We start from the raw sequence: 23,321 nt of genomic DNA, 5'->3' as shown, positions 1-23,321 counted from the left end.
GGTTGAATGATGTGTCCATATCAAGGAAGTTACATGTCACAATTGGTTTTGTAATTTTGTTGGTCGCATTGCAAATCTGTACACTCTATTTCCAGATTCCATCTTTGCTCGTTGTCCTTTTTTCATTGGTAACGGGCATGTTATGTCTGGTTCTTGCGCTATCTATAAGGAAGAGCATTAAAAGTACCATTTCGGAGATCGTTACCGGCGCAGGGCAGGTTAAAGCTGGATTGCTCAAAACAAGGATGGATACCCGTTCGACCCATGAACTGGCCATTCTGATGTGGACATTTAATGAACTGGTCAATGTCCAGGAACAGCAGACTGCTGAAATAGAGCGCATCAGTTTAAGCCTTAAACAAGAACAGGAGCGGGCAGCACATTACGAAAAGGTAAAGCAGCATTTCCTGGTTAACATGAGCCACGAAATCCGTACGCCAATGAATGCTGTGCTTGGCTTTGCAAGGCATCTTCAGGAGTCCTTAACCAATAAGGAACAACTCGAATCAATTAAAATGATTATCAAATCAGGCGATCATCTGCTGGTTACTTTAAATGATATTCTTGATTTTGCGAATATAGAAACCGGGGAGATCAGTTTTGTCTGTCTTCCTTTTAATTTAAGAGATACCATCCAGTCCATCTGCATGCTCATGGAGTCCAATGCCAGGCTAAAGCAAATCGGATTGAGCTATACCATACATCCTAATATACCGGATTCCATTTACGGCGATTCCGTTAGGCTCACTCAAATTTTGCTGAGCCTTACCTCCAACGCCATTAAATTTACTGAAAGTGGCGGAGTATCTATCTCGGCAAAAGCCGTATCCAATCATGATGACCATATTGTGATCGAATTTAAGGTGAAAGACACAGGTATTGGTATACCGGCAGACAAGCATGAAAAGATCTTTAACCCTTTTGAACAGGGGACCAATCACATGAAACGGAAATTTGGAGGGACGGGAATTGGATTAAGTATCGTAAAACATCTGATTGCCTTACAAGAGGGAACCATACAGCTGGTAAGCGCGCCTAATGAAGGTTCTGAGTTTTGTTTCAGGCTATCGTTCCTTAAAGATCATGCCGGTAAAGATTGGGAGCGGTCTGCTCATAATGAATTGTGCATTGTTTCAGAATCGGAGACGGGAAAGGGTGTGAGCGTACTGATCGTAGAAGACAATGCCATTAATCAGCTGCTGGTTCTTAAACTGCTGCAGAAGCGTGGATACCAGACTACAGTTGCAGAAAATGGCAAGATAGCACTGCATAAATACAAAAATGAAGATTTTGATATTATCCTGATGGATCTCCAGATGCCTGAAATGGATGGTTACGAAACCACCATTCACATCCGGAATATGAAGCGTGGTAAAAAAGAAGTTCCGATACTTGCCATGACTGCCCACACCATAAAAGGTGAAAGGGAGAAATGCCTGGCTATTGGCATGAACGACTATATGTCCAAGCCTTTTCATGCCAATGAATTGTACGAAAAGATACAAACGTTGGTAGCAAAAAAGGAAACCCTGGCTTAACGCCTTATCCCTAACTAGGTTTTTTCAATCTTATTGAGTAATATTAGCCTGTATAACAGTATAAAATTATAATGACAAAAATGAAAATGTTAATTAGAATAAATTTGGTGGCCGTATTTGTTCTTGTGATGTGCTCGCAGCTTAATGCTCAGCAGGCTGGCAAGACTTTGAGGGTATTGATGATCGGCAATAGTTTCTCACAGAATGCCTCACGCTATTTGCCTCAAATGGCAGAAGAGGCTCATATTCATCTTGTTTTAGGTAGAGCAGAAATGGGGGGGTGCTCTTTAAAGCGCCATTGGGATTCCGTTTTGGTCAATAACCTGGACACCAACAGGGGCAAAGCTTACAAAGGTAAATCCTTGCGGCAGCTGTTGTCATCGCAAAAATGGGATATTGTTACCATGCAGCAATATTCTTTATTATCTGGCGATGAAGCAAGCTATCAGCCTTTCGCTAAAAATATCTACGATCTGGTTAAAAGTTACCAGCCCGACGCCAGAATATATGTCCATCAGACATGGGCCTACCGCGCAGATGCGGTAAACTGGGGGATGATAGATGGAGAGAAGCGGGCAAAAGACAATAAGGAAATGTGGCAAAAATCAAGAGCTGCCTATCACCATCTGGCAAAGGACCTAGGTAATTTGCCCGTTATACCATCCGGCGACGCTTTTTTTCAGGTCGCTACCGATGGCAAATGGGGATTTAAAAAAGATACTTCATTTAATTATGCCAATCCGGTATATCCAGCTTTGCCCTCACAGAAAAACTCCATAAATGTTGGTTACCGCTGGGAAAAAGACAAGAAGTTGCAGTTTGATCCCAACCATGCAAATGAGGCAGGCTGCTACCTGGCAGGTTTGGTTTGGTACAACCACCTGTTTGAGAGAAATCCAACGCAGCTCAAGTTCAAGCCTGACGCTGTATCTGATGAATTTGCAGGATTTCTGAAAGAAGTAGCGTTCAAAAATTAAATACAGCTTTCTATTTGCCGTTTATGCCTGAGTAGCTTAATCGTATCTATTGTGTTGGGTGTATCACTTAAGCTTTATTTCAGTTTCATTTCAACTTAACTTCAGTTCCTGTTCAGTTACAACTGAACAGGAACTTTGTTTAAACTGAGATAGAGGGGGGATAGAAATTTATAAGATTATCAGCTGGATAGGAAAGCCGTTACAAACAACGGTTATTTTGCCAACTCCAATACCTGTGCGGTAGAATTTTTGGTATCTACTTTGGTAATGATATGGGCAATGGTGCCGTTCTCGTCAATTACAAAAGTTGTCCGGTTGGTACCCATGTACTTCTTGCCATACATGTTTTTTTCTCCCCAAACACCATAGGCCTCCACTATTTTCTTGTCGGTATCTGCAAGTAAAGTGAAAGGCAGGTTATGTTTATCTGCAAACTTTTTGTGCGATTTTTCATCATCTACACTTACGCCCAGAACTACGTAGCCCTTGGCGGTCAATCCCTGATAGTTATCCCTGAAATCGCAGGCCTCAGCGGTACATCCGGGTGTGTCATCTTTCGGGTAGAAATAAAGTACAACCTTCTTGCCGGCAAATTGGTCAAGGGATACCGTATTCCCATACTGGTCTTTTACTTTAAAGCCCGGTGCTTTTTGCCCTTCTTTTAATTCACTCATGATGTTATTTATAAAAAGTTATGCTGTAATTTTTATTGTTGTCTTTCATATCAGTAACAATTATTTCAAGGGCATGTTTGCCCGGTGTTGTTTTGTCATCAAAGGTATGCCATAAAGAGGCCGATTTGGTATCGAATTCCATTAAAATCCATCTTCCATCAATGTAGCCGTTAAAACTTTTGATTCCAGACAGGTTATCCCGTATCTTAAAAGACATTTTACTGACGCCAGCCATACTTTTGCCCTCGGCTATGTTTACCGGTGTAATTGTAGGAGGAATGGTGTCTACCGCAATAAAATAGCTGCCAAAAGTACGTGGCTTAGCTTTCACATAGCCATTTTCAAAATAACCTCCCTGCGACGAGCGGCCGGTATTGACAATGAGTGCCTTGTCTTTATATTTGTTTAAACTGCTGTCGGCCTTTATCCAAAGCTCAAAGCCGGCGTGCAGTGGCGTAAGGTTGTTGTGAATCTGGTGAACTGCCGAGTAAGCATTTACCGCCGGTTTTGGTAATTTTTTATAAATGAAATTCAGGTCATTATATAGGGTTCCTTTGGGTATAATGACCTTTATTTCATCATTGTTGAACTCATTCTGATTGGCATAGGAATAGTTCAGTGTACCTGCAGGAGCATCAGGGCTGTTAATTGTTGCGCCGGCATCGGCCTGTACGTTAAATGCAAGGGTACTCTTGTTACCTTTGCCATCTGTAACGGTATATTTTAGCTGATGCTTAGCTCCGTCTGTAAATTCTATTCTTCCATTGTTTACCAGGTTGCTATAAATTTTAAGGGGATTGCCGGGGTCTACAAAGCTTTTCTGTATACTTCTTTTGGTATTGAGGTAGGTAGGATAGTCGATATGCGAATTGATAGCCCTGCTGTTGTCGAAAGAAAACTTTTCGAGTGCAGATACGTAAACCAACCGGCCATCCAGTTCAAGTTCTATGGAATAAACACCATTTGTGCCTGATGCCCCATTGTGTTTGTCCGTAGTGATGATGCCAAAGCCGACTTCACCACCAAGGTTAATGGTGTTTACTTTATTTAAGTGGTAAGTTCCAGCGGCACCAATAACCTGGAAATACTGTTTTGGGGTAAATTCGTTGAATGGTTTTTTGTTGAGGCGATAAACATACATGGAATAGATAACCGGAGGGATGTTGTCGGGGATTTCCAATCCGAACAGCTGAGGATTGATAGTCGCCTCTGTTTTGGTGTCCCTGATCTCGAAATGCAGGTGCGGACCACCAGAGCTGCCCGAATTTCCGCTATAGGCAATGACATCACCTTTGCGGACAGGAATCTGCAGGGAATTGGGGAATTCATCTATTTCATAGGATTTTTTTTGGTATTGGATAGCTTTTACCTGTTGCGCTATTTTAGGGCCAAAGCGCTGCAAATGACCATAAACAGAGGTGTAACCATTTGGATGATTGATGTACAAAGCCAATCCAAAACCACTATTTTGTACACGAAGCCGTGAAATATAACCATCAGCAATGGCATACACGGGGTAGCCTTCGCGCTGGTTGGTGCGGTAATCCATTCCTGAATGGAAATGATTGGCGCGGAGCTCGCCAAATGATCCTGCAAGGGCGGGTGGAACAATATCTAAGGGTGGCCGAAAATCTACAAGGGGGTATTTGTTATTGCTGAACAGTTGCTGTGCCCGAAGGCCAATTGTTTGCAGGGCAAGAAATGCCAGGAGTATACATATTCTGTTCATTTAGCCTTATTTTATATCAAAATCCAATAATTGTTGTCCTTCCAGCCAGGCTTCCAGCTTGTCGCCCTGGTTGACTTTTCCAACGCCTGCCGGTGTGCCGGTAAATATAAGATCGCCCTTTTTAAGGGTGATATACTGAGACACGAAAGCAAGGATTTTTTCGAACGAGAACAACAGGTTCGCGGTATTGCCTTTTTGCCTGATGCTGTTATTGACTTTTAATTCAAACTGGAGTTTGTAGATGTCTTCAAATTGTGTTTTAGGAATGAAATCGCTGACGGCAGCCGAATGATCAAATGCTTTTGCCAGTTCCCATGGCAGTCCTTTGGTTTTATGGGCAGTTTGAATGTCTCTTGCGGTGAAATCTATACCCAGACCAAGTTCTTCGTAATACTTATGGGCAAATTTTTCGGAGATGTGCTTGCCCTCTTTGCAGATTTTTAAGACGAGTTCAAGCTCGTAATGGATGTCTGAGGAAAACTCCGGGATGTAAAAAGGCTTGTTGTCTTTTAACAACGCAGTATCTGGCTTTAAAAATATGACCGGTTGATCGGGAACAGGGTTATTTAGTTCTTTGGCGTGCTCGGCGTAGTTGCGTCCAATGGCAATTATCTTCATGCGGGATTGGTATTTTTGAAATAGCTAACAAGGATTAAGCCATCATAAGCTTAATGGTTCAAAAATACTAAAGAATTAAGTGGGGAACAATGATAGTTGCCTACAAAACTGAAATTCGTTTAACTACAGTTTCTGAACCGGACATTATTTTAAGGAAATATATTCCGGCATTTAAGCGGTTGGGTATGGTGTAGCTTTTGGTTTGCTCGCCAGCTGCTATGCGCTCGTTAGAAAGTGTAACCACTTCATTGCCGAGTAAATCCATGATCTTAACAGAAAGGTTTGATTCCCTGTCCATTTTTAGGATCAGGTTAATCTGGTCGTCAACAGGATTAGGGTATACTTTTAACACTGAAAGGACTTTTTCCTGTTTTGCGCTGTTTAAGCTTTTGCTGTTAGAGATAATGTCGTTGTATTGAATATATCCGAAGTTATATTTTGGTTTGTAGGTAGGGATATTAGCTTTGATCTGTGGGGTTTTATTGATCTTTTTTGCCCTGATACCTGTAGCCGAACTATCTACTTTCTGGCCGAAAACACTCACACTGCACAAAATACTCATGCATATGATGCAGGAAATATTAAGGAGGCGTGTGACTTTTCGTTGTATCTTCATGTTTGGTAGCCAAAAATATAAATAATAAAATTAAAAAGTCAATGATTTTACTTACTATTTTCAGATTTAACAATATTTAACATGTTTAACCGTTTAATACCCCTTGCGGTTTTTTAAGTGATCAAAATTCTTCTTGAATATTAATGGATTGAATTATATTTATTTACTGTACTTTTGCGCTCTGATTTATATTAAATCTGTAATGTTTTTAAGAACAAACACACAATGGTTTTGTTAAATAGTATCAAATTATATTATTAAATAGTGTCAAGTCATAAAAATTTTAACACGCTCTCCGCCGGCGGATTACTGGTAAGTTTAGGAATAGTATATGGCGATATTGGTACCTCTCCCCTCTACACCCTTAAAGCCATTTTTAATGCAGTAGTAAAGGCCCCGAACCCGCAGGTAATTACACCTGATATTGTACTTGGGGCTTTGTCTTGTATCATCTGGACATTGACCCTGCAAACCACCATAAAATATGTTGCCATTACACTGAGGGCCGATAACAAAGGTGAGGGTGGTATCTTTTCACTTTATTCACTGGTACGAAAAAATGCAAAGTGGCTGGTTATCCCCGCAGTAGTGGGGGGCTGTGCTTTACTTGCCGATGGGATCATTACCCCCAGTATTACCGTAACTTCTGCCATTGAAGGTTTACAATTGAAATTTCCTACTGTAAGCGTAATACCTATAGTTCTTGCCATTATTACAGGGCTGTTTGTGATTCAGCAATTTGGCACCAATATGGTTGGTAAACTTTTTGGGCCTATTATGTTCCTGTGGTTTGGCGCGCTGGGCCTGCTGGGTTTGTTGTTCGTGGTGCAGGACTTCAGTATATTTAAGGCATTGAGCCCACATTATGCTTTTGAATTGCTGGTAAATAACCCCAAGGCACTGCTTATTCTTGGTGGTGTGTTTTTATGTACTACCGGGGCCGAAGCTTTATATTCAGACATGGGGCATTGCGGGCGGTCCAATATCAGGATCAGCTGGATATTTGTAAAAGCGATGCTAATCCTGAACTACCTTGGACAAGGGGTCTGGATTTTACATCACGGTAATTATGATCCCAGCCTGAATCCTTTCTTTGAAATTGTGCCTGCTTCTTACCTGCTTTTTATGGTTGCGCTGGCAACTGTAGCTGCTGTAATTGCCAGTCAGGCTATGATCACAGGTTCCTTTACGCTTATTTCTGAGGCGGTAAGATTGAATTTATGGCCAAAAGTAAGGATCAATTATCCAAGTAACCAAAAAGGGCAGATTTACGTTCCATCTATCAACTGGATCCTTTGGGCTGGTTGTATCGTTATTGTCCTGATCTTTAAAAATTCGGGTGCAATGGAGGGAGCTTACGGTTTGGCAATCAACCTTACCTTCCTTTCAACCACTATTCTGATTGCGGCTTACATGAAGCGCAAAAAGGTACCAGTTTACGTTATTGGAATATTTTTGGCTATTTATGTGGCTTTGGAGATGACATTCCTGGTAGGTAACATGGCTAAATTTCTGCATGGGGGATGGGTTACGGTTCTGATCGGCTCGGCTTTGTTTACGGTAATGTGGAGCTGGTATGTAGCCCGGAAGATCAAAAACAGGTTTGTTAAATATGTTGAAATAGAAGATTATTATCAGATCATTAACGAATTGAGTGAAGATACTTCTGTGCCAAAATACTCTTCTCAATTGGTATATCTGACCAGTGCCAATTTCAAAACAGAAATAGAGTCGAAGATCATTTACTCTATTATACAGAAAGAACCTAAACGAGCCGATATTTACTGGCTGGTACACGTTGATGTGGTGGATGAACCATTTACAAGGGACTATAAGGTCGAGTTCCTGATTCCAGGTAAGCTGATCCGTATCGATTTCAAATTGGGCTTCAGGGTAGAGCAAAGGGTAAATCTATTGTACAGAAAAGTGATTGAGGAACTGGTAAAGAATGGAGAAGTAGACATTACCAGTCAGTATACCTCGCTGAACAAGCATAAAATTGCCGGTGACTTTAGATTTGTCCTTTTGGAAAAACATTTGTCTAAATTCTCTAACCTGAGTCTTTATGAGCGAACCATTATGGATTACTATTTTATCCTTAAACGTTTAAGCCTTTCAGAAGAACGAAGTTTCGGACTGGATTCGAGCTATGTGGATGTCGAAAAGGTGCCCCTGATATTTGTTACCCCTGACGACATTGAGCTGAACAGATTGCCTGTTTAATTTAATTTCTAAAAAAAATAACAGAAAGCTGAAAAGTTTAAAATAATTAATGCAACTTTGATGCATCTGTGAAGAGGCAAGGAAACAAAGTTGTAGATAAACTAAACAAGACAGGCGCTGTTTTTTTGGTATGCCTGCTGCTTTCGATTGTTTTGGTTCAGGGTTTCCATTTGCACCCTGAACAGGTAAAATGTGAACATTCCGGAACAAAGCAAAAAGAAGAACAGCATTGCTTTCAGGCTGAAAAATGCAAGATCTGCGACTACCTTATCCATAAAAAAGGAAAGGAACTTTGCCCGGATACCACCTTCCTCCAGGCATTGCTTTTACCATTACCCCTCAGGGTATTAGGGTATCTGCATGCAGGTACTTACAAATTTATCCTGCAGGGTTTTACAAACAAAGGGCCACCCCACAGGCTTCCTTTTAAACTCATCGTTTTGTAAGGGCACTGTCTGCAGTGCGGATACCATGCTATTTTCTAAATTTTCTGGGAATGAAACTTATTTTATACACGGTGCTGGTCATTTGCCTGGCTAGTGCCGCCTATGCACAAAAAATTAAGCAGCAGGTTCAGCCTGCTGGAACTGATTCTGTTCGGCTTCCGGTAAGGCAGCTGCTTGAAGTGAAAATTAAAGATGACCGTATGCAATTAAAAAAGCAGGAGGAATCGCTCAATATTGAGGTAGTAAATGCTGAGTTTATCCAGCGTAACCTGGGCGGCAGCCTGATGAAGACGTTGGAACGTTTACCAGGCATCAAGACCATCGGTATAGGCTCTGGGCAGTCGAAGCCCTTAATCCGGGGAATGGGCTTTAACCGCGTGGTGGTGCTGGATAAAGGTATAAAACATGAAGGACAGCAGTGGGGGGCAGATCATGGACTGGAAATTGATCAGTTTGCTGCGGAAGAAGTTGAATTGATCAAAGGGGCAGCTTCTTTTATTTATGGATCAGACGCCATTGGCGGTGCCATTGAAGTAAAACCAGCGCAGATACCCGCTCCAAATTCCCTGGGCGGCTCGGTAGATCTGATCGGTAAAACAAATAACAAGCTTTATGGCAGTTCAGTAAATTTGTACAGACGCACTTCAAACTGGTTTGCCAGCTCACGTTTTACCTACCAGAATTATGGAGATTATAAGGTTCCTGTTGATCGGGTTTATGTGTACGACTATGCGGTAAAGCTGTATCGTTACCATTTGAGAAATACTGCCGGCAGAGAAAACAATATCCACCTGGATGCCGGTTATGCCGGCAATAAATTCCGCTCTGTTTTTTACTTGAGCAATACTTTTAACAAGAGCGGATTTTTTGCCAATGCACATGGGCTGGAGCCCCGTAAGGTTGATGTGGAACTGCACGATGCATCAGGCAGGGACATACTTATGCCCAGTCAGAAAGTAAATCATTTAAAACTGGTTAACCGTAGTGCGTATACCTTGTCCAATCACAAACTGGAAATGGAACTCGGTTATCAGCGAAACTTCCGGCAGGAATTTAACCAGTATGTGAACCATGGATATATGCCACCTGTTTATCCGGAAAATATGGTTATCCCCCCGAACCTGGAAAGGGAGTTTGACAAACGAGTATATACCGCGAACCTTCGCGATCACATTTCCATCGGCAAACATTTCATCACGGCAGGGCTAAACAGTGAGCATCAGGACAATGGTATTGATGGCTGGACTTTCCTTGTTCCTTCCTTTAAACAAACTACGGCAGGTGTGTTTGTTTATGATAAGTGGAAGCTAGGTAAGAAGGTGTTTTTGCATGGAGCAGCGAGGTACGATTACGGCAGGTTACGCATGTTTAAATATACGGATTGGTTTAGCTCTGACATTCCAAATGGCAGTGGAGCAATAGCACAAAACCTGGTACGTGCCCATAACATGAACCGGAGCTTTAATAGCTTTGTGTGGTCGCTGGGCCTTAATTACAATACTGAAAAGTTTGTCCTGAAAGCGAATGCCGGTAAGAGCTTCAGGATGCCAATAGCTAAAGAACTAAGCGCAAATGGGATAAATTACCATTATTTTAGCTACGAACGTGGCGATCCTTCTCTGTCGGCCGAGCAATCCTACCAGGCCGATGTCACATTTGGTTGGAAGCAAGCCAAATGGTCCGTACAAATCAGCCCCTTTTATAACTATTTTCCTAACTATATCTACCTGAACCCTACCGCTAACCATGATTACTATTATGGGGCCGGCAACCAGATATTTCAGTATGCACAAAGCAAGGTGATGCGCTATGGTACAGAAGTGGGGTTAAAGTATGCTTTATTGAATAGTTTAAGTGCAGAATTGCTTGGTGAATACTTGTATGCCAGACAACTTTCTGGTGATAAGAGAGGGTACACACTGCCATTTTCGCCCCCGGCATCGGTACTCATTAACCTTACCTATACGCCCTTTCTTAAAGAAGGATTTAAAGACACCTATTTATCGGTAGACTATCGGTTAACTGCAGGACAAAATAATATTGTGCCGCCTGAAAAGAAAACGCCTGGTTATCAGGTTGTCAATGTGCAGGCAGGAACAAAAATACGCCTTTACGGGCGGTCCTTGCAGGTCAGCTTACAAGCCCAGAACCTGCTGAATGTGAAATACCTGAACCATACCAGTTTTTACAGGCTGATTGAACTTCCCGAAGCCGGTCAAAACATCGTCCTTTCCCTGAAAATTCCATTCAGTCTGAAGGCAAATCCATAAGATCTAAAATTTAATTACGCAGCATTATCAATTGATATTTAAAAAACAAATGAATATGAAAACATTTAAAACTATACTGGCATTTTTATTATTTGCCGGCACATTTACATCCTGTAAGAAAGATAAACCAGTTGAACCGGTAAAAGCCATGCCTGCCGCTACAAACATAGAGATTGGCTCAGGTAACAAGCAGGCACTTAGAGGAAGGGATTTTCATTTTAATGCAGATGTGACAGCTGCTGGCAGGATAAAAGATGTTCAGGTAAAGATATTGCAGAAAAGCGGAGTACAGTATAGCACTGTCTGGAAATTTGAACTGAACTGGGCAGAATACAGCGGCATAAAAAATACGAATGTGCACAAGCATTTTACCATTCCTTTAGAAGCTCCCGAAGGCAAATATGATTTCTACTTTATTGTTCTGGACGAAAACGGTACGAAACTTGAAATTAAAGAGGATCTGGACATTATTGATCCGGCAAACCTACCTGTAGACCCTAAAATTGGGCGCGATATCATTTCACGTAATGGAACTATGATTTATTACATGGGAACATGGGTTGAAGAGCTGACCTTTAAAAGAGGAGATGAATTAAAGGCAAATGTACAGGTTCGTGAAACCAAAGGAGATGGGGTCCTTTATTCTGTACTGATCAAAAGAACAGCCAATCATTTTCCGGAGACAGTTGACCATCTGGATTTGAGCAAAGCCATTGTCATTACTAAGGTGGAGCATAAAAATCTGCCTGCGGCATCAAAAATATCATCATTAAAAAAGATAAATGATGTATGGGGAGGCCAGGATATTGTCATTGGGACCGACAAAGACAATAATGAACCCGCTGCAAACTTTATAAGTGGCATTAACGCATGGGAAACAGGTAACTACAACTGGGTGGTATTGTATAAAAATACCACCTATAACGTAAATGTCTACAAAACCATTCCGATAACCATTAATTACTAAAACTTAGACGATGAAACATTATAAAACGATATTTTTAGCTTTAAGCAGTGCAGCTTTACTTTTTGGCTGCAGCAAGGATGAAGCTACTGTTGATACCGCATACCCAACGATAGATTTATCGGTTGGAGATGCATTTCCTAAGCAATGCAGCATATTGCAGCGCGGGGAAAAATACATATTTAAAGCATATCTTAATGACAATGTGCAGCTGGGCGCCCTAAGTGTGGATATTCATCACAATTTCGATCAGCACACGCACAGTACCGAGGTTAATAACTGTGGTTTAGATCCTGTAAAAAAGCCTGTAAAGCCATTTTTGCTCATTCAAAGTTTTCCAATTCCTACCGGACTAAAAACCTATCAGACCAATGCGGAAATAACGGTACCAGCAGATGTTGATCCTGGTGATTATCATTTTATGATCAGGTTAACCGATAAAGAGGGCTGGCAAACCATTAAAGGGCTGAGTATAAAGATTCGCTAAATTTGAATACAAAAGGGGCTTAACGGGCCAGAAGTTTTGCCCCTAAATCTCTAACATTCCGGAAAGACCTGGAGAGCCAGCTTTTTTGCGGAAAAGTTATAGAAGACAGGTATTTCAGGAAAAGCGAAAAGGCCTGGAACGCTGCCTCATTGTGTACAATGGGAACTTCGACAGCAATTGGGGATTGGGACAGTTCTACATCAAAGACAGTACTGGTGCCACAATGTACACCACTGGCATCATGACCGATATTTTTTACCAGGGACTGAGCAGGGTAGAGTGTCAGTTTTCCTGCAAGGAACATACTGGCGTGCCACCTGATGTCCCACTCTTTTGTATTCCCTATGGCCTGCTGTTTTAAGGCGTTGAAGTAGGGGTAAGTGTTATTAAAATCGAATTCCTTTTGAAGACCCCGCTTTTCGAGTTGCTCCAATAAGCTCGATCCATCCCTTTCAAACAGATCCCAAGCCCTTTTCCATGTGGCCCATCCCCAGCAGTCGGCCCCTTTGAGGAAAAAAGCGGATTCCATTTTTTGCTGAATGGGCAACAGGTAGCCATGTATGGATGCCACATCGTCTTTGCATTCATAAAAGTCGAGTGCGTCATTCATGTACTTCAAAAACCAGGGCGAAGTAACCAGGTCATCTTCAATAACAATGGCCTTGCCATGTTTACTGATCACTTCGGTTACGCCTTGCATGATGTTCTCATCTACACCTAGGTTGGTTTCACGAAGGCAGATATGAACCGCTTTAAAACCGGCAATGGAATTCAGGTACTTTCTGACAATTGCAACTTCAGAAGCGGCTTCGGCATGCCTTGCTGCATCTGCGAAGATATATAGCTCGCTATCCTGCGACAAGTGGTTTTCTTTTAATGCCGTGACTACCTGCTGTGTATGCTGCAGGCGATTGTATACAAACAAGGCAATTGGCGCAGTATGCCGCATTGGATATAAATTAATTTGTCATCAAAAATAGTGAATAATGAAAAATTTTTACGTTTTATTATAAAATATAAGAATATATCTATATATTAGATCGGTAATTTGTTTTTGAATTACAAATGCTCGTCGTTAATTGTTTTGAAAAATATTGAGCATGATTGAGTTGCCCTCCTAATTATCCCTATAATTGTTTGGTCGGACGACCAACAATAAAGGCTCCTCCCCGGAGCCTTCTTTGTATGGCCTAATTTTCTTTCACGTTCAACTTGCTGTTTTTGTAGCCGTATAAAAAATATACTACCAAGCCGACCACAAGCCAGATTCCGAAGCCAATCCAGTTAGAAATACCCAGTTCACACATCATGTACAGGCAACTGATCAGCCCCAATACCGGAATAAGCGACAGGTTTTTGGTGACACAAAACCAGGTAATGCCCACACTGATCAGTAAAAATATCCACATTGGAATTTTATGCCTGAAAAGGTTCCAGCCGGTTTCATATTTCTTTTCGGGGCTGATTGCAGATTTATCAATAAAGTTTTGATACTCCTGTTCGTTCAGTTTATTCAGGTACGCTTCCGCATCTATATTATGGCCAATCAGATTTATTTTTGCCTGTTCCGCTTTAATCTCTTCTTTAATAAGCCGTCTTTCTGCCTCGTTTAAAGAAGTGATGATTTTTACTGTACCATTGATTACAGGTTGGTTAAATAGAAAAGCTGTAGTTTCCTTTTTATAAAGCGTAAATCCCATAACCAGCATGCCGATAAACAACAATGGTACGATGTATTTTGAATTGACATAAGGAATTTTGAACTTCCCCCTTTTTACCTCAGGTTTATTCTGTAAAACCAATACGCCTGCACAAACCAACACAAAGGCGAACAGCGTACCAATTGAACAGAGGTCGGTCACTATGGTCAGGTTCATAAACAAAGATGGTACGGCAACTACAAATCCGACTACTACAGTTGCAAAAGAAGGGGTTTTATATTTTGGATGTATTTTAGAGAACGATTTGGGCAGCAGGCCATCACGGCTCATGCTCATCCAAATTCTTGGCTGTCCCATCTGGAATACCAGTAGTACGCTTGCCATAGCAAATACGGCGCTTACCGCTATAATCCCGCTCATCAGTTTCAAGTCTATCTGATCAAATACAAAGGCAAGCGGATCCCCTACTGCAAGTAGTTTGTAATTGACTATGCCCGTAAGCACCAGGGCAATGGCTACATACAATATTGTACAGATAACTATGGCCCACATCATTCCCCTGGGCAGGTCGCGTTGAGGATGTCTACATTCTTCGGCCGTAGTTGAAATGGCATCAAAGCCGATGTAGGCAAAAAATACAGCTGACACACCCTTTAATACCCCCGATACACCATTGGGTGCAAATGGATTCCAGTTGCTGGTATCTACATAAAAAATACCTACGGAAAGCACCAGTAAAATAACGGCAAGTTTTACAACCACCATTGCGTTGCTGGCATTCCTGGATTCTTTCATGCCCCGGTAAACAAGCCAGGTGATGAATATAATGATAGCCAGGGCAGGTAAATCTGCTACCAGATGAAAGCTGCCAATTCTGGGGGCGGTTGACCAGGCGTTGTTTGCTAACCTGGTAGCATCATCTAGGTCAGCAAAGTTTTTTCCCGCACTGATCAGTGCTTCAGCATGTTTATGACCATTATAAGCGGTCAGATAATCCATCGTCATCCAATCGGGTAAATGGATCCCTTTTATATTCAGCGCAGGAATCTGTATGGAGGAGAGGAGCCCGGTAAAATAATCGGACCAGGATATGGCAACTGTGATATTTCCAATGGCATATTCCATGATGAGCGACCAGCCGATGATCCAGGCTACCAGTTCGCCAAAGGCTACGTATGAATAGGTGTAAGCGCTTCCGGAAACCGGGACCATAGAAGCAAATTCTGCATAGGCAAAGGCTGCAAAACTACAGGCAACAGCCGTAAATATAAACAGGAATATCACTGCAGGGCCACCATCGGCACTGGCTTTTCCAATGGTACTGAAAATCCCTGCTCCAATAATGGCTGCAATACCAAATGCGGTGAGGTCCCTTACACCAAGTGTTTTGTGAAGAGCGGTCGAATGCTCACCGTATCCTTTTTCGGCATCGGCCAATATTTTGTCAATAGACTTTTTCCTGAACAGTTTTTCAAGCATAAATTAGTTTTGTCAGTTAGTTTGGTATATCCAAACTTATAAATTTAGTTTGTAAACTATCCTAATTTCTGCAATTCATCTTTTACAAAAGATGCAAGTTGTTCAATATAGCCTAAGCTAAAGTCGAATTTGATACCAGCAGTTTCATAAATTTCATGGATTGGCCTGGTATAACCCAAAGAAAGGGCCTCCAAATATTGTTGCAACGCTTTGGTTGGGTTTTCTTTATAATTTTTCCAGATGGCTATTGCGCCTAACTGTGCAATGGCGTATTCAATGTAATAGAAGGGCACTTCAAAAAGGTGAAGTTGCTTTTGCCAGGTATTGCCAAATTCTTTTTCCTGTCCCTCCCAGTTTGCAAACCCAGCACCAAAACGGGTATAAATCTGTTTAAAGGCTTCCTCCCGGTCGGCAGAATTGTGCCCCGGATTGGTATAGATCCAATGCTGAAACTGGTCAATAACCGCTACCCATGGCAGGGTTTTAAGTACATCAACCAGTTGTTCTTTTTTTGCGCGGACCAGCTCTTCTTTATTGTCAAAATAAATCTCCCAGTTGTCCATAGAAATCAGTTCCATGCTCATGGAGGCCAGTTCGGCTACTTCTGACGGACAGTGCTTAAAGTCGTTCAACTCCAGACCTGCGGTAAGAAAAGTATGTACAGCGTGTCCTCCCTCGTGTACCATAGTGGTTAAGTCGCGGAAGGAGTTGGCAGAGTTCATGAAAATGAATGGAGCCCCGGTTTCGGCAAGTGGGTAATTGTACCCACCTGGTGCTTTGCCTTTTCTGCTCTCTACATCAAAAAGGTTATTTGCTTTCATGATCGAAAGCATTTGCCCTAATTTCGGATCAATGGCGTTAAAACAATCGATGCTCTTATTCACCAGTTCCTCACCATTTTTAAAAGGCTTTAGCGGTGCCTTTCCGCTGGTGCTCACCTCCATATCCCAAGGTTTCAACACGGGGATATTCAAAAGTTCAGCTCTTTTCTCGGCCTGCTCTTTAAGGATCGGAACAATCAGTTTCTCTATGGCTTCATGAAATTGGTAGCAGTCTTGCGGCGTATAGTCGAAACGGCCCAAAGCCTGGAACATGTAGTCGCGGTAGTTTTCAAAGCCTGCATTTAAGGCTACCTGATGCCTCAAAACAATCAGTTCATCGAAAAGCATATTCAACTCATCTTTATCTACCAGACGACGTTGCTGTATCGTTTCCCAGGCTTGCTGCCTTACTGTCCTGTCTGTTTCCTTAATGAAGTTGGCAGCCTGTTCAAGTGTGTATTCCTGGCCATTAATGGTAACACTCATGGCTCCGGTAATACCCTGGTATTTTTGCTGGGTAACCTGCAGTTTGGTCAGCAGTTCCACATTTTCGTCGCGATAAATTTCCAGGGCTTTCCGTATTGCCCGAATATAGACAAAGTATTTCTGCTGGTCTAGTTCATCAATAAATGGGCTGTCGTTAAATTTCTGATTCAGCTGGTTTGCTACCGGTGCAATTTTAGGCTCTATTTCTGTTGCAAAGTACTGAAAATCTTTAACCAGGTTTTCATTGGCAGTATCACAACTCATTCTGATGTACCGCCATGCAAAGTCTTCTTCCAGGGCGGCCTCAAGTTCGCTTTTGTCTTTCAGCCACTGTTCCAGTCCGACCACATTGTCAATCGGGCGAGCAAGCAGTTCATTAAAAACCGGTTCCAGGTTCTCCCATTTAATTTCCAGGTTCTGAGGGATGTAAACTCTTTTTTTCTTTGGTATGGTCAGATTGATCATTGGATCTAAAAATTAAAATTGGTTCTTAAAAAGGCATCAATTAAAAAGCAGGCAGCAAAAATTACGGAGGCAATCCCGTTGGTTGTTGCAAAAGCCCTGTTTACCTTACTGATGTCGGTCGGTTTTACCAATAAATGCTGGTAAATTAACATGCAGCAAAAAAATGCAACACCAATGTAATACACCCAGCTGAAACTGATAAAAAATACCGGAAGTATAACGCATAATGCAGACAAAACGTGCAGGAACACAGAAAGATTCAATGCATTTTTTATGCCGAGGGCTGCGGGTATGGAATGCAGTTTTTCTTTTTTATCGAAATCTTCGTCCTGTAATGCATAAATGATGTCGAAGCCACTGACCCAGAAAAGTACTGCAAATGAATATAATACAGGCACAATGTCAAAGATACCAGTTACTGCAATATACGCCCCGATAGGAGCGAGCGACAGGCCAAGGCCTAAAACCAGGTGGCATAACGCCGTAAACCTTTTGGTATAGCTATAAAAAAGCACAACAAACAGGGCTATCGGCGATAGGTACAAACACAGCTTGTTGATAAAAGCAGTTGTAATGATGAAGAGGATGCAATTAACGACCACAAACAAGAGAGCTTCATTCGCAGATACCTTTCCGGCGGGGATATCACGCATTTGCGTACGGGGGTTTCTGGCATCAATGTGCCGGTCTAAATATCGGTTAAAAGCCATGGCTGCGTTGCGGGCAAATACCATACAAAGTAAAACCATAACCAGTTTTAACCAGTTAAAAGGGTTGTCGGTGGTGGTTACGCCTAAAAAAAAACCAATCAATGCAAATGGCAGGGCAAATATAGAATGGGCAAACAAGACCAATGAGAAATATTTCTTCATGCGAATTATAAAATTTAAGGATTGATCCCGGGATTCAGATGAGGCATTACAAAATCTTGGTTCACCTGCTCAATGAAAGCCAGTACCTTTTCTTTTCCAAGCGCTTTTTCTGCAGAAGTTATAAAATAAGGAGGGATTTCTTCAAACCACCCGCTTAATGCTTTTTTGAACGAGGAGACATTCTGATCTGTTTTTACCGCTGATTGTTTGTCTGCCTTGGTAAAGATCAGCGCAAAAGGAACTTGTATTTCACCCAGCCAGCAGCAAAACTCAAGGTCTATCTTTTGCGGATCCAGCCGGCTGTCTATCAATACAAAAACGCATTGCAGGCTTTCCCTTTTTGTAATATAGTTGCGGATAAATTTTTCCCATTTTTCCCTGCTGCTTTTAGATACTTTAGCATACCCATAGCCCGGCAAATCTACAATATACCATTTTTCATTGATCAGGAAATGATTAATAAGCTGCGTTTTACCTGGTTTTTGCGAAGTTTTGGCCAATCCGTGCTGGTTTACGAGCATATTGATCAAAGAAGATTTTCCTACATTTGAACGGCCAATGAATGCGTATTCTGGCATATTGGCAATGGGTAGGGCAGAGACCTTGGTATTACTACAAATAAATGATGCCGATTTTATAATCATTTGACAAAGGTAGAAAAATAGAATTCAACAATACTTATCTTTGCCACTTACCATGAACGAAAATATTACACCCTACCAATCTCAAAACGCGACAAAGAAGGAGCAAGTGGCCTCTATGTTTAATAAAATATCCGGGAGATATGATTTTTTTAATCACTTCCTTTCTTTGGGCATTGATATCTTGTGGAGAAAAAGAGCAATAAGAGAGCTGAAGTCTGTTAAGCCAAGGGTTATGCTGGATGTGGCTACAGGTACAGGCGATTTTGCCTTTGAGGCCATCAATATCCTCGGGCCTGAAAAGATCATTGGAGTGGATATTTCTGAAGGTATGCTGGATGTGGCTCGGAAAAAAATAGCTGAACGTAACCTGCAACATATTTTTTCAGTTCAGATGGGTGATTCCGAAGGTTTGCAATTTGCTGACAACCATTTTGACGCCATAACGGTGGCATTTGGGGTAAGGAATTACCAGAACCTGGAAAAAGGACTCGCCGATATGTACAGGGTGCTGAAACCTGGTGGTAAAATTGTGATCCTTGAGTTTTCAAAGCCAAGGACATTTCCGGTAAAACAAGCTTATAATTTTTACTTTAACCAGGTCACACCAATGATCGGCAGAATGTTTTCGAAGGATAACTGTGCTTATAGTTATCTGCCTGAATCTGTGGCTGCATTTCCGGATGGTGCAGATTTTATCCGGTTGATGGATAAAGTTGGGTTCAAGAGAAATAAGGATATTCGTCTTACTTTTGGAATAAGTGCGATTTATACCGGTATAAAATAAATATGGCCTGATGAAGCTTAGACTATACTTGCTGCTTGGATTTTTGTTAGCTGTATGCACAGTTAGAGCTCAGAATTGGGGTGGTGGTGTAGATGACAATGAACTGCATTTTGGTTTTACCTTTCAATACATTTCTTCAGAATTTAAGATTTTAAAAAAGCCAGACTGGCGGGAACCGTTTACCGATCCCGATAGTGGAATGCCAGTGTCGGGATCTCTGAAATCTTTATCTTCTAAATCTTCCCCCGGATTTGGTATAGGTTTCGTTGTGAACAAGCGGATTATTGAAAACGCGGATATGCGTTTTACACCAAGCCTTATTTTTAACGACCGACTAGCCTATTATAGCTTTGAAGGTGTAGCTGAGTCTCTGGAGAAAAAGGTGCAGGCGACCATGATAGATCTTCCGCTGAGCCTTAAAATTAAATCTGACAGGAGAAACAATTTTAGGGCCTATATAATTGGCGGTGCTAAATATTCGATGGACATTGCTTCAAAAAAAAGGACCAATGATGCGCCTAATGCGCCAATGGAAAAGTTTTTAAAAAATAAGAAGAACTTTTTGTCATACGAAGCTGGGTTTGGTTTCGATCTTTATTTTGAGTATTTCAAAATGTCGCCGGAGATTAAGCTGTCTTATTCTTTCAATGATGTTTTAAAAAATGACCCCAGTCCCTTTTCTGCCCCTATTGATAAATTGATGTTGCGTCATGTTACTTTCAGTTTATTTTTTGAGTAACGTGCCAAATAAAAAATTAATAGCTTTGCCTGTTAAGATAACCCATTGATAAAAAAACTTATTCAGATGAAAACGGCATTAATTACCGGGGCTACCTCGGGTATAGGAGCAGCCTGTGCACATTTATTTGCTGCCCAGGGTTACAATCTAATTTTGGTTGCAAGAAGGGAACAGCTGTTGCTGGAAAACGCAAAGCATCTTGAAGACAAATACGCAATTGAAACAAAAAGGATTGTGGCTGATGTGCGGGACTTTGAGCATTTATCTTACGTATTGGAGACCCTACCTGCGCAATGGAAAAAAGTTGATGTTTTGATCAACAACGCCGGGCTTAGCCAGGGACTGGAACCTATACATAAAGGGAGCATTGCTGATTGGGACACCATGATCGACACAAACATCAAAGGTTTGTTGTATGCTACAAAAATCGTTTCCAACTGGATGGTAACCGAAAAGAAAGGGCACATCATCAACATCGGATCTATTGCCGGAAAAGAGGTTTACCCGAATGGGAATGTTTATTGTGCAACCAAGCATGCTGTAGATGCGTTGAGTAAGAGTATGAGGATTGACCTGCTTACGCAAGGGATAAAGGTTACAGCCATTCATCCGGGTATGGTAGAAACCGAATTCTCTAAAGTACGGTTTAAAGGAGATGAGGGGCGGGCAAAAAAAGTATATGATGGCCTGGAGCCTTTGATCGCAAATGATATTGCTGAGGCTATCTGGTTTGTGGTAAGCAGACCGGCCCATGTGAACATTAACGATATGCTCATTATGCCTGCTGCCCAGGCAACGGGTACAATAATAGACAGAAAATAAAATTGAAAGACATGATATCAAATACCATAGATCAGGAAATAAAACAGGCCATGTTGGCCAAAGATCAGGCAAAATTAAGGGGTTTAAGGGCTATAAAGGCAGCTTTACTACTTGCGAAAACAGAAAAAGGCCCATCTGAGGAGATCACTGAAGAAGCAGAATTGAAGCTGTTACAGAAGTTGATCAAACAGAGGAAAGAATCGGCTGATATTTATAAGCAGCAGGGAAGGGAAGACCTGAGCAGCATTGAGGAGGAAGAGATCGCAGTAATCAGTGCTTTTTTACCTAAACAATTGAACGAAGCTGAAATTGAGCAGATCATTATAAAGGTTATACAGCTTTCAGGTGCTGCTTCTGTAAAAGATATGGGTAAGGTAATGGGACTTGCCAACAAAGAGCTGGCAGGTAAGGCCGATGGAAAACTAATTGCGGAGATCGTAAAAAGGCAATTGGCATAAATTGTGCTGCAAATTAAAGAATTGCAAAATTTCGATAAATTAATAGATTAAATTACCTTAAATTAATTTTACTCTACTAACTTAGTAGCAATAATACAAAACACTTATATGACATACGAAGTAATAGACGAAGGCGGGTTTAAGTATATAGAGGCCGGAAAAGGTGAAACCCTGGTATTACTTCATGGTTTGATGGGAGAATTGAGTAACTGGGAGCCTGTTATTGACCGTTTTAAAGATAGTTACCACGTTCTTGTACCTATTTTGCCAATTTATGAGCTCCCAATTCTGACTTTGGGTGTAAGAAGTTTGTCTAAATACCTTAATAAATTTTTAAAGCATAAGAAAATTAACCAAGCTGTATTGGTGGGTAATTCTCTGGGCGGACATGTTGGCCTCGTATTTACCATTGCACATCAGGAAAATGTAAAGGCCCTTGTACTCACAGGAAGCTCCGGTTTGTATGAGAATGCTTTTGGAGGTTCGTTTCCTAAAAGGGAGAGTTACGAATACATCCGTGAAAAAGTAGCATTTACGTTTTACGATCCTGCAACAGCTACAAAGGAGCTGGTTGATGAAGTTTATAAAACGGTAAATGAGCGGTCTAGGGTAATCCGTATCCTGGCCCTGGCAAAATCGGCCATACGTCATAACATGGCCAAAGATCTTTCAAGGATTACAATTCCTGTTTCTTTAATTTGGGGAATGCAGGATAAAGTAACCCCACCAGATGTAGCCGAAGAGTTTCATGAGCTTTTGCCTAATTCTGAGCTAAACTGGGTGGATAAATGCGGACATGCCCCTATGATGGAGCGTCCGGAGATATTTAATGAATACCTGGATAAATTTTTAAACAGAATTTTACTTAAATAATGCTGGCATCTGAACTCATATCAAACTCAATCCCCCCTTTAAAGACCTCTGATTCGGTTCAAAAGTCTTTGGAAAGGATGACTGAGTTCAAGCTATCGCACCTCCCCATCGTAAATGAAACCCAGTTTTTGGGTTTGCTTGCAGAGGACGAACTGATCGAAGTAAGGGACGGAACAGTAGCTATCGGAAGCCTTTCGCTCTCGCTTTTAAATCCTTTTGTTTATGAAGATGCCCATGTTTACGATATCATCAGGGTGTTAAACCAATTGAACCTTTCTGTGGTTCCTGTACTGGATTATAAGAAAAACTACCTGGGGCTCATTTCCATTAATAACCTGCTGGCTTATGCATCTGATATTTTTGCAGTTAAAGAGCCTGGAGGAATTATTGTGCTGGAGATCAGCAACAGGAATAATTCTTTAGCCCATATGGCACAGATTGTAGAAGCTGATAATGCGCAGGTACTGTCTTCCTATGTGCAATCCTTTCCGGATTCAACAAAACTTGAAGTTACCCTTAAGATCAATAAAACAGAATTGTCTGGAATCATTAATGCTTTTGAACGCTATAATTATCAGGTTAAGGCAGTGTTTAACAGCACCAAGGCTGATGATGGCACCGAAGACAGGTTCAATTCGTTTATGAATTATTTAAATGTATAGGTTTATACATCCT

At 41.4% G+C, this 23,321-nt stretch carries 22 protein-coding genes; 13 read left to right on the top strand and 9 right to left on the bottom strand.

Annotated features, from left to right (window positions below):
* Positions 1–137 precede the first annotated feature (137 nt).
* Together B9A91_RS22405 and B9A91_RS22400 are read left to right on the top strand one after the other, a co-directional pair.
* Positions 138–1,538: a response regulator gene (locus B9A91_RS22405; protein ID WP_159451766.1), complete on the top strand. Its 1,401-nt coding sequence runs from the start codon at positions 138–140 to the stop codon at positions 1,536–1,538.
* A gap of 86 nt (positions 1,539–1,624) precedes the next feature.
* Positions 1,625–2,515, top strand: a complete 891-nt coding sequence (locus B9A91_RS22400) for a DUF4886 domain-containing protein (protein ID WP_235012655.1) — start codon at positions 1,625–1,627, stop codon at positions 2,513–2,515.
* A gap of 212 nt (positions 2,516–2,727) precedes the next feature.
* Here B9A91_RS22400 and bcp read toward each other — a convergent pair whose 3' ends face one another.
* The 4 genes from bcp to B9A91_RS22380 form a co-directional block, all read right to left on the bottom strand.
* A complete protein-coding gene (gene bcp / locus B9A91_RS22395) occupies positions 2,728–3,189 on the bottom strand; it encodes a thioredoxin-dependent thiol peroxidase (protein WP_084241308.1) in 462 nt (153 codons plus the stop codon).
* Positions 3,190–3,193: 4 nt separating this feature from the next.
* Entirely contained in the window at positions 3,194–4,918 is a 1,725-nt protein-coding gene (locus B9A91_RS22390; RefSeq protein ID WP_084241307.1) for a M23 family metallopeptidase, read from the bottom strand.
* 6 nt (positions 4,919–4,924) lie between these two features.
* The gene (locus B9A91_RS22385) at positions 4,925–5,536 is read right to left on the bottom strand and encodes a fumarylacetoacetate hydrolase family protein (RefSeq protein ID WP_084241306.1); all 612 of its coding nucleotides are present in this window, start codon (positions 5,534–5,536) and stop codon (positions 4,925–4,927) included.
* Between the two features lie 100 nt (positions 5,537–5,636).
* Positions 5,637–6,152 (bottom strand): T9SS type A sorting domain-containing protein, encoded by a 516-nt coding sequence (locus tag B9A91_RS22380; RefSeq protein WP_235012652.1) that lies wholly within the window; start codon positions 6,150–6,152, stop codon positions 5,637–5,639.
* A 264-nt stretch (positions 6,153–6,416) separates the two neighbouring features.
* Between B9A91_RS22380 and B9A91_RS22375 the strand changes: the two genes are divergently transcribed.
* The 5 genes from B9A91_RS22375 (at position 6,417) to B9A91_RS22355 (ending at position 12,542) form a co-directional block, all read left to right on the top strand.
* The gene (locus tag B9A91_RS22375) at positions 6,417–8,375 is read left to right on the top strand and encodes a KUP/HAK/KT family potassium transporter (RefSeq protein ID WP_084241304.1); all 1,959 of its coding nucleotides are present in this window, start codon (positions 6,417–6,419) and stop codon (positions 8,373–8,375) included.
* Positions 8,376–8,443: 68 nt separating this feature from the next.
* Positions 8,444–8,821: a hypothetical protein gene (locus B9A91_RS22370; protein WP_084241303.1), complete on the top strand. Its 378-nt coding sequence runs from the start codon at positions 8,444–8,446 to the stop codon at positions 8,819–8,821.
* Between the two features lie 50 nt (positions 8,822–8,871).
* Positions 8,872–11,091 carry a TonB-dependent receptor gene (locus B9A91_RS22365; protein ID WP_084241302.1) on the top strand — a complete coding sequence of 740 codons (2,220 nt, stop codon included), beginning with the start codon at positions 8,872–8,874 and terminating at the stop codon, positions 11,089–11,091.
* 55 nt (positions 11,092–11,146) lie between these two features.
* Positions 11,147–12,058: a DUF4625 domain-containing protein gene (locus tag B9A91_RS22360; RefSeq protein WP_084241489.1), complete on the top strand. Its 912-nt coding sequence runs from the start codon at positions 11,147–11,149 to the stop codon at positions 12,056–12,058.
* A gap of 10 nt (positions 12,059–12,068) precedes the next feature.
* Positions 12,069–12,542: a DUF4625 domain-containing protein gene (locus tag B9A91_RS22355; RefSeq protein ID WP_084241301.1), complete on the top strand. Its 474-nt coding sequence runs from the start codon at positions 12,069–12,071 to the stop codon at positions 12,540–12,542.
* A gap of 19 nt (positions 12,543–12,561) precedes the next feature.
* Here the strand turns inward: B9A91_RS22355 and B9A91_RS22350 are convergent, their stop codons facing one another.
* The 5 genes from B9A91_RS22350 to yihA all read right to left on the bottom strand — a co-directional run bounded on the left by B9A91_RS22350 (position 12,562) and on the right by yihA (position 18,970).
* Entirely contained in the window at positions 12,562–13,491 is a 930-nt protein-coding gene (locus tag B9A91_RS22350) for a glycosyl transferase (protein WP_084241300.1), read from the bottom strand.
* Positions 13,492–13,732: 241 nt separating this feature from the next.
* Positions 13,733–15,682, bottom strand: coding sequence for an amino acid permease (locus B9A91_RS22345; protein ID WP_084241299.1), 1,950 nt, complete (start codon positions 15,680–15,682; stop codon positions 13,733–13,735).
* A 56-nt stretch (positions 15,683–15,738) separates the two neighbouring features.
* Positions 15,739–17,454, bottom strand: a complete 1,716-nt coding sequence (locus tag B9A91_RS22340; RefSeq protein ID WP_084241298.1) for a M3 family oligoendopeptidase — start codon at positions 17,452–17,454, stop codon at positions 15,739–15,741.
* A gap of 5 nt (positions 17,455–17,459) precedes the next feature.
* Positions 17,460–18,326: a UbiA-like polyprenyltransferase gene (locus B9A91_RS22335; protein ID WP_084241297.1), complete on the bottom strand. Its 867-nt coding sequence runs from the start codon at positions 18,324–18,326 to the stop codon at positions 17,460–17,462.
* 14 nt (positions 18,327–18,340) lie between these two features.
* On the bottom strand, positions 18,341–18,970 hold the full coding sequence (gene yihA, locus B9A91_RS22330; RefSeq protein WP_084241296.1) for a ribosome biogenesis GTP-binding protein YihA/YsxC: 630 nt from the start codon (positions 18,968–18,970) through the stop codon (positions 18,341–18,343).
* Between the two features lie 52 nt (positions 18,971–19,022).
* Between yihA and ubiE the strand changes: the two genes are divergently transcribed.
* From ubiE to B9A91_RS22300, 6 genes are all read left to right on the top strand, one after another.
* Positions 19,023–19,754, top strand: a complete 732-nt coding sequence (ubiE, locus tag B9A91_RS22325) for a bifunctional demethylmenaquinone methyltransferase/2-methoxy-6-polyprenyl-1,4-benzoquinol methylase UbiE (RefSeq protein WP_084241295.1) — start codon at positions 19,023–19,025, stop codon at positions 19,752–19,754.
* Positions 19,755–19,764: 10 nt separating this feature from the next.
* Complete coding sequence (gene porT, locus B9A91_RS22320) at positions 19,765–20,493, top strand: type IX secretion/gliding motility protein PorT/SprT (protein ID WP_200815717.1); 729 nt, start codon at positions 19,765–19,767, stop codon at positions 20,491–20,493.
* A gap of 66 nt (positions 20,494–20,559) precedes the next feature.
* Positions 20,560–21,315 (top strand): SDR family NAD(P)-dependent oxidoreductase, encoded by a 756-nt coding sequence (locus tag B9A91_RS22315; protein ID WP_084241488.1) that lies wholly within the window; start codon positions 20,560–20,562, stop codon positions 21,313–21,315.
* An 11-nt stretch (positions 21,316–21,326) separates the two neighbouring features.
* The gene (locus tag B9A91_RS22310; RefSeq protein WP_084241293.1) at positions 21,327–21,773 is read left to right on the top strand and encodes a GatB/YqeY domain-containing protein; all 447 of its coding nucleotides are present in this window, start codon (positions 21,327–21,329) and stop codon (positions 21,771–21,773) included.
* Positions 21,774–21,881: 108 nt separating this feature from the next.
* On the top strand, positions 21,882–22,646 hold the full coding sequence (locus B9A91_RS22305; RefSeq protein WP_084241292.1) for an alpha/beta fold hydrolase: 765 nt from the start codon (positions 21,882–21,884) through the stop codon (positions 22,644–22,646).
* Positions 22,646–23,308, top strand: coding sequence for a CBS domain-containing protein (locus tag B9A91_RS22300; RefSeq protein ID WP_084241291.1), 663 nt, complete (start codon positions 22,646–22,648; stop codon positions 23,306–23,308). Before B9A91_RS22305 ends, B9A91_RS22300 begins: the two co-directional genes overlap by 1 nt.
* The last annotated feature ends 13 nt before the right edge of the window (positions 23,309–23,321 follow it).

Origin of the sequence: Pedobacter africanus (assembly GCF_900176535.1) — a bacterium.
Classification (GTDB): Bacteria; Bacteroidota; Bacteroidia; order Sphingobacteriales; family Sphingobacteriaceae; genus Pedobacter; species Pedobacter africanus.
Note: the sequence above shows the minus strand (reverse complement) of the source record. Positions and strands in the feature narration are given on the sequence as shown.